This window comes from Paenisporosarcina sp. P5_A11 (assembly GCF_056400705.1).
In genome coordinates this window covers 1-4,774 of record NZ_JBFUKT010000217.1, presented here as the reverse complement: position 1 = coordinate 4,774, position 4,774 = coordinate 1, and the positions used below count along the sequence as shown (strand labels likewise).

General features: G+C 40.9%; 4 protein-coding genes. All 4 read right to left on the bottom strand.

Annotated elements, in window-relative coordinates; translation table 11 throughout:
* Positions 1–371: 371 nt before the first annotated feature.
* The 4 genes from AC1DOS_RS18040 to argC are packed head-to-tail and all read right to left on the bottom strand — an operon-like array spanning position 372 to position 4,647.
* The gene (locus tag AC1DOS_RS18040; RefSeq protein WP_477538609.1) at positions 372–1,559 is read right to left on the bottom strand and encodes an acetylornithine/succinylornithine family transaminase; all 1,188 of its coding nucleotides are present in this window, start codon (positions 1,557–1,559) and stop codon (positions 372–374) included.
* A complete protein-coding gene (gene argB / locus AC1DOS_RS18035; RefSeq protein ID WP_477538608.1) occupies positions 1,552–2,349 on the bottom strand; it encodes an acetylglutamate kinase in 798 nt (265 codons plus the stop codon). Before argB ends, AC1DOS_RS18040 begins: the two co-directional genes overlap by 8 nt.
* Positions 2,350–2,365: 16 nt before the next feature.
* Positions 2,366–3,598 (bottom strand): bifunctional ornithine acetyltransferase/N-acetylglutamate synthase, encoded by a 1,233-nt coding sequence (gene argJ, locus AC1DOS_RS18030; RefSeq protein ID WP_477538607.1) that lies wholly within the window; start codon positions 3,596–3,598, stop codon positions 2,366–2,368.
* A gap of 11 nt (positions 3,599–3,609) precedes the next feature.
* On the bottom strand, positions 3,610–4,647 hold the full coding sequence (gene argC / locus AC1DOS_RS18025; RefSeq protein WP_477538606.1) for an N-acetyl-gamma-glutamyl-phosphate reductase: 1,038 nt from the start codon (positions 4,645–4,647) through the stop codon (positions 3,610–3,612).
* Positions 4,648–4,774: the final 127 nt, after the last annotated feature.

Sequence of the window (4,774 nt, the reverse complement as noted above, 5' to 3'; positions counted from 1 at the left end):
GGGGACATTCAAGAACATATAGTTCAAAGTCGTTATTACTGATTTTGGCTGTAGCCAAAATCCTTTTCTGTTAGTGTCATCCTCGTTCTTGTTTTGATTCCAACTTGGAGCGCAATTTTTCCAACTTGGCTCTCATATTTTCCAACTTGGCTGCCCTTTTTTCCAACTTGACTCTCWTATTTTCCAACTGAGCAATCGCTCAGCCAAAATCCTTTTCTGTTAGTGACATCCTCGTTCTTGTTTCCCATCATTTTACTATTAAAACTAAACACCTCATTCTTACAATTAAAAATGATAATCCGCAAAAAATGCACATAACAAAAGAGGAGCTAAGTGACTCGTCACTTAACTCCTCTTCGCTTCCTATTTAGTTACTCCCCTGAAAGAACATTCTCTAAAGTTTTCACAAATAAATCAACTTCGTCTTTTGACGCGTTTAATGGCGGTAGTATCCGTAACACATGTTCTCCAGCTGTCAGTGTTAGTACCTTTTCAGCCAATAACTTCTTAACTACATCAAGTGCACTTCCTTCAAATACGACTCCTACTAATAGGCCTATACCTCTGACTTCTTTTATTTGAGGATACTCTTTCTTTAATTCTTCCATTTTCTCAACTAAATAGCTTCCAAGTTTTTGAGCATCTTGGGCGATTTGATTTTCGACTATATATTGGACTGTGGCAAGACCCGCGCTTGTTGCTAAAGGATTGCCTCCAAAGGTGCTGCYGTGACTTCCAGGGTTAAAAGCTTGAGCTACTTCATTTGACGCGATAAGTGCACCGATTGGAAAACCCGATCCAAGTCCTTTTGCAAGTGAGACAATATCAGGGATGATGCCATATTGTTGATATGCGAATAATGAGCCCGTTCTGCCCATGCCAGTCTGTATTTCATCAATCATTAGTAATAAATCATTCTGCTTACAGATTTCCGCTAGCTTCAAGACCCACTCTTTATTTGCCGGAATTACGCCACCTTCTCCTTGGACGAGTTCTAGCAATACTCCACAAGCTTCAATTGTTTCTAACACTTTCAAATCCTCAAAGCTGTTAAATTCTAAATGTTGAAATCCTTCTACTAAAGGAGCAAAACCTTGTTGAAGCTTCTCTTGTCCAGTTGCGGATAAGGCAGCTAGTGTTCGACCATGAAAGGATTGTTTAAAGGTAATGATGTTGCGGCTATCTTTCCCGCGCATCTCCGCATGCTTTCGGGCAAGTTTTATCAGAGCTTCATTGGCTTCTGTTCCGCTATTGCAGAAAAAAACCTGATCGCCAAAGCTGTTGTCAATTAGCAACTTCGCAAGCTTTTCTTGAGAAGGAATATGATAGAGGTTCGAGCAATGCCATAATAATGACAGTTGTTCCTGGACCTTGTCATGTACATAGTCAGGAACATGACCCAAATTACAAGTAGCGATTCCAGAGGTGAAATCCAAATATTTGTCTTCATTTTCATCCCAGATAAAGCTACCTTTCCCTTTCACCATCGTGACTGGGAATCTGGAATATGTATTCATCACAGGCGATTGTTCTACAGAAAGCGTCTGTTGATTAGACATGGAACAGCTCCTTATCTTTAACTAGTTTTGTACCTATACTTTCTTCATTACAATAATGGGTTAACCCATTTTCTTGGCGGCCGTCCATGATAACAACTTCCTTAACCCCTTTGTTCAAAGCATCTTTTGCACCATTTACTTTAGGGATCATTCCGCCGGTAATTGTACCATTGTCTATTAGTACATTGATTTCATCGATGGATAGAGATGAAATGGTTTGTTTCACACCGTCAATCTCTTTATATATGCCAGGAATGTCACTCATTAACACCAATGGACACATTAACTTACCTGCAATCACGGCCGCAGCTGTATCGGCATTAATGTTGAATCGTTGCCCACCTTTATCCATTCCGACGGGTGATACTACTGGAATATAGTTCATGTAGCACAACTGTTTGAGCCATGTTTCATTTACTGATATCACATTCCCTACATAGCCTAGCTTCGAATCGGACTGCTCTGCTTCTAAAAGCCAGCCATCGATCCCACTGAGCCCGACTGCTTGCCCACCTGCCTGTAGGATACTGCGAGTGATTGATTTGTTTATTTTGCCGCTAAGCGCCATTTCAATCACGTCTAGCATTTCATCAGTCGTGACCCTCAGTCCATTTTCAAAAACAGAAGGAATAGCTAATTGATCGAGCAGACTGGTAATTAATTTGCCACCACCGTGGACGATAATCGGCATGTATTTCCCCGACGCTTGTATGTCACACAACTCTTGATAAAAAGACGCTGGCACCTCGTCGATTACACTGCCACCACACTTTATAACTAGAAACTCCATTAATAAAAACCTCCTTTTAAGTCCGATAAGATGCATTAATTCGAACGTAGTCATACGTCAAATCGCAGCCCCACGCTACTGCTTGTTCATTGCCCTCATGTAAGTCGACAACAATTTTCACTTGTTCGTTCTCAAGATATGTTTTAGCCATTTCCTCACTAAACTCTTGAGGTAAGCCGTTCTTAACGACTGTTATTGGGCCAATTTTCACCGTAACTTTTAATGGATCGATATTTTTTCCGCTATACCCGACTGCACAAATGATTCTTCCCCAGTTCGCGTCACTGCCAAAGATTGCTGTTTTCACCAAGCTCGAACCCACGATTGACTTACTGATTACTTCAGCCGTCTCTTTTTCAAGCGCACCCGTAACCTCCACTTCGATTAGCTTTGTCGCTCCTTCTCCGTCACGTGCGATTTTTTTTGCAAGTTCCTCACAGACCATTTTCAGCGCAGACATGAAGCCATTCCATTGTGGATGATCAGGGGATAATTCATTATTTTCCGCAAGACCATTTGCCAAAATTAACACCATATCGTTCGTACTTGTGTCCCCATCTACGGTAATCATATTAAAGCTGTGGTTGGTGATTTCTTTTAATGCCATTTGTAAAGCATCCGGTGCGATAGCCGCATCAGTTGTAACAAAACCAAGCATAGTGGCCATATTCGGATGAATCATTCCAGAACCTTTTGCAGCCCCACCAATAATCACTTTTTTTCCATCAATTTCTAGGCTAACGGCCAGGTGTTTGACAGAAGTATCAGTTGTTAAAATCGCTTGTTCAAAATGACCAGACTGATTATTCGTGATATCAATTTGCTTAATCCCATTATGAATTTTGTCGATCGGCAACTGTTGTCCGATAACGCCTGTCGAAGTCACTGCAACATAATGTTGAGGAATTCCGATTGACAAGGAAAAATGATCTCTCATTTCAAGTGCGTTTTTCATTCCTTCCTCCCCAGTGCACGCATTCGCATTACCAGAGTTCACAAGGATTGCCTGTATCTTATTTTCAACTGCTATGCTTTCCTTTGTCACAGTCAAAGGGGCTGCCTGGAATAAATTTGTTGTGTAAACGCCTGCAGTAATTGCAGGAACTTCCGAGTAAATCCAACCTAGATCCAACGCTTTTCTTCTAAGACCGCAATGCAAACCTCCCGCTTTAAATCCCTTTGGAGATGAAACGGTTCCTTCTAATACAGTTTCGAGTTGCTGTGTTTGTTGAATAAGTGCCTGTTCCATTGTTTTGCCTCCTATGGATAAAGTGGTGATAATTCTAATCCCGTTGTTTCATTCCACCCCATCATGATATTTACATTTTGCACGGCTTGACCTGCCGCACCTTTCATCACATTGTCAATCACAGAAACGATGATTAATTGTTTGGTTCGAACATCAAGCGCAAATCCAATATCACAGTAATTGGAACCGTATACTTCTTTCGTCGATGGGTAACTCCCGTCTGTTCGAATACGCACAAACGGACTATTTCGATAAAATTCTTTATATAAGAAAACGACCATCTCCATTGTTACCGATTCTGTTAGTCTCATATAAATCGTACACATGATTCCCCGCGTCATTGGCACCAGATGTGTGCTAAATGTCAGTTGAATTGCTTGCTTAGCAATACCAGATAGCACTTGCTCCATTTCCGGAATATGCTGATGTTTGCCTAGCTTATAAGCTTTTACATTTTCATTCGTTTCGGAAAAATGCGTACCAAGTGAGACCCCTCTGCCGGCACCGGACACCCCTGTCTTTCCATCAATGATGATGGAGTTCTCATCAATCCAACCAGTCTTAAGAATTGGGATAATCGCTAATAAGCTTGCCGTCGGAAAACAGCCTGGATTTGCAATCAACTGTGCTCCTTCGATTGCCTTTCCATTGATTTCACTCAGCCCATACACCGCTTTGTTCAAATGTTCTTGTGAAGCAGATGCTTGCATATACCATTGTTCATAGACTGTTGGTGAATTCAGCCGGAAATCACCAGACAAATCAATGCACTTGATCCCTTTTTCAAGGAGCTGCGGAATAAATTCCTTACTAACTCCAGATGGCGTGGCGAAAAAAACAGCTTCTGCCCCGTCCATTAAAACTTCCAAATTCATTGAGGTGAGAATAGGCATCTCCACACCGGATAAATGAGGATAAACATCTTCAACCTCTTTTCCTGCATAAGAGTTCGATACAACGGAGTGAATATTTATGTATGAGTGGTTTTTTAAAATTCGTATAAGTTCTAAGCCTCCATACCCAGTAGCGCCTACAATATTGACTTTCAATTAATCATCTCCAATATCCAATTAATTCTAATTTTTATTATTATACATAAATCAGAATTTATATTCAACCATTTTCGGAAATCAATTCTAATTGAATGCTCATGCAATCACCAAAAAAGGCACGCAC

What these genes read in the sequence shown, in the direction of transcription:
- argB (WP_477538608.1), bottom strand. Translation starts at nt 2,349, where the DNA reads ATGGAGTTTCTAGTTATAAAGTGTGGTGGCAGTGTAATCGACGAGGTG.
- argJ (WP_477538607.1), bottom strand. Translation starts at nt 3,598, where the DNA reads ATGGAACAGGCACTTATTCAACAAACACAGCAACTCGAAACTGTATTA.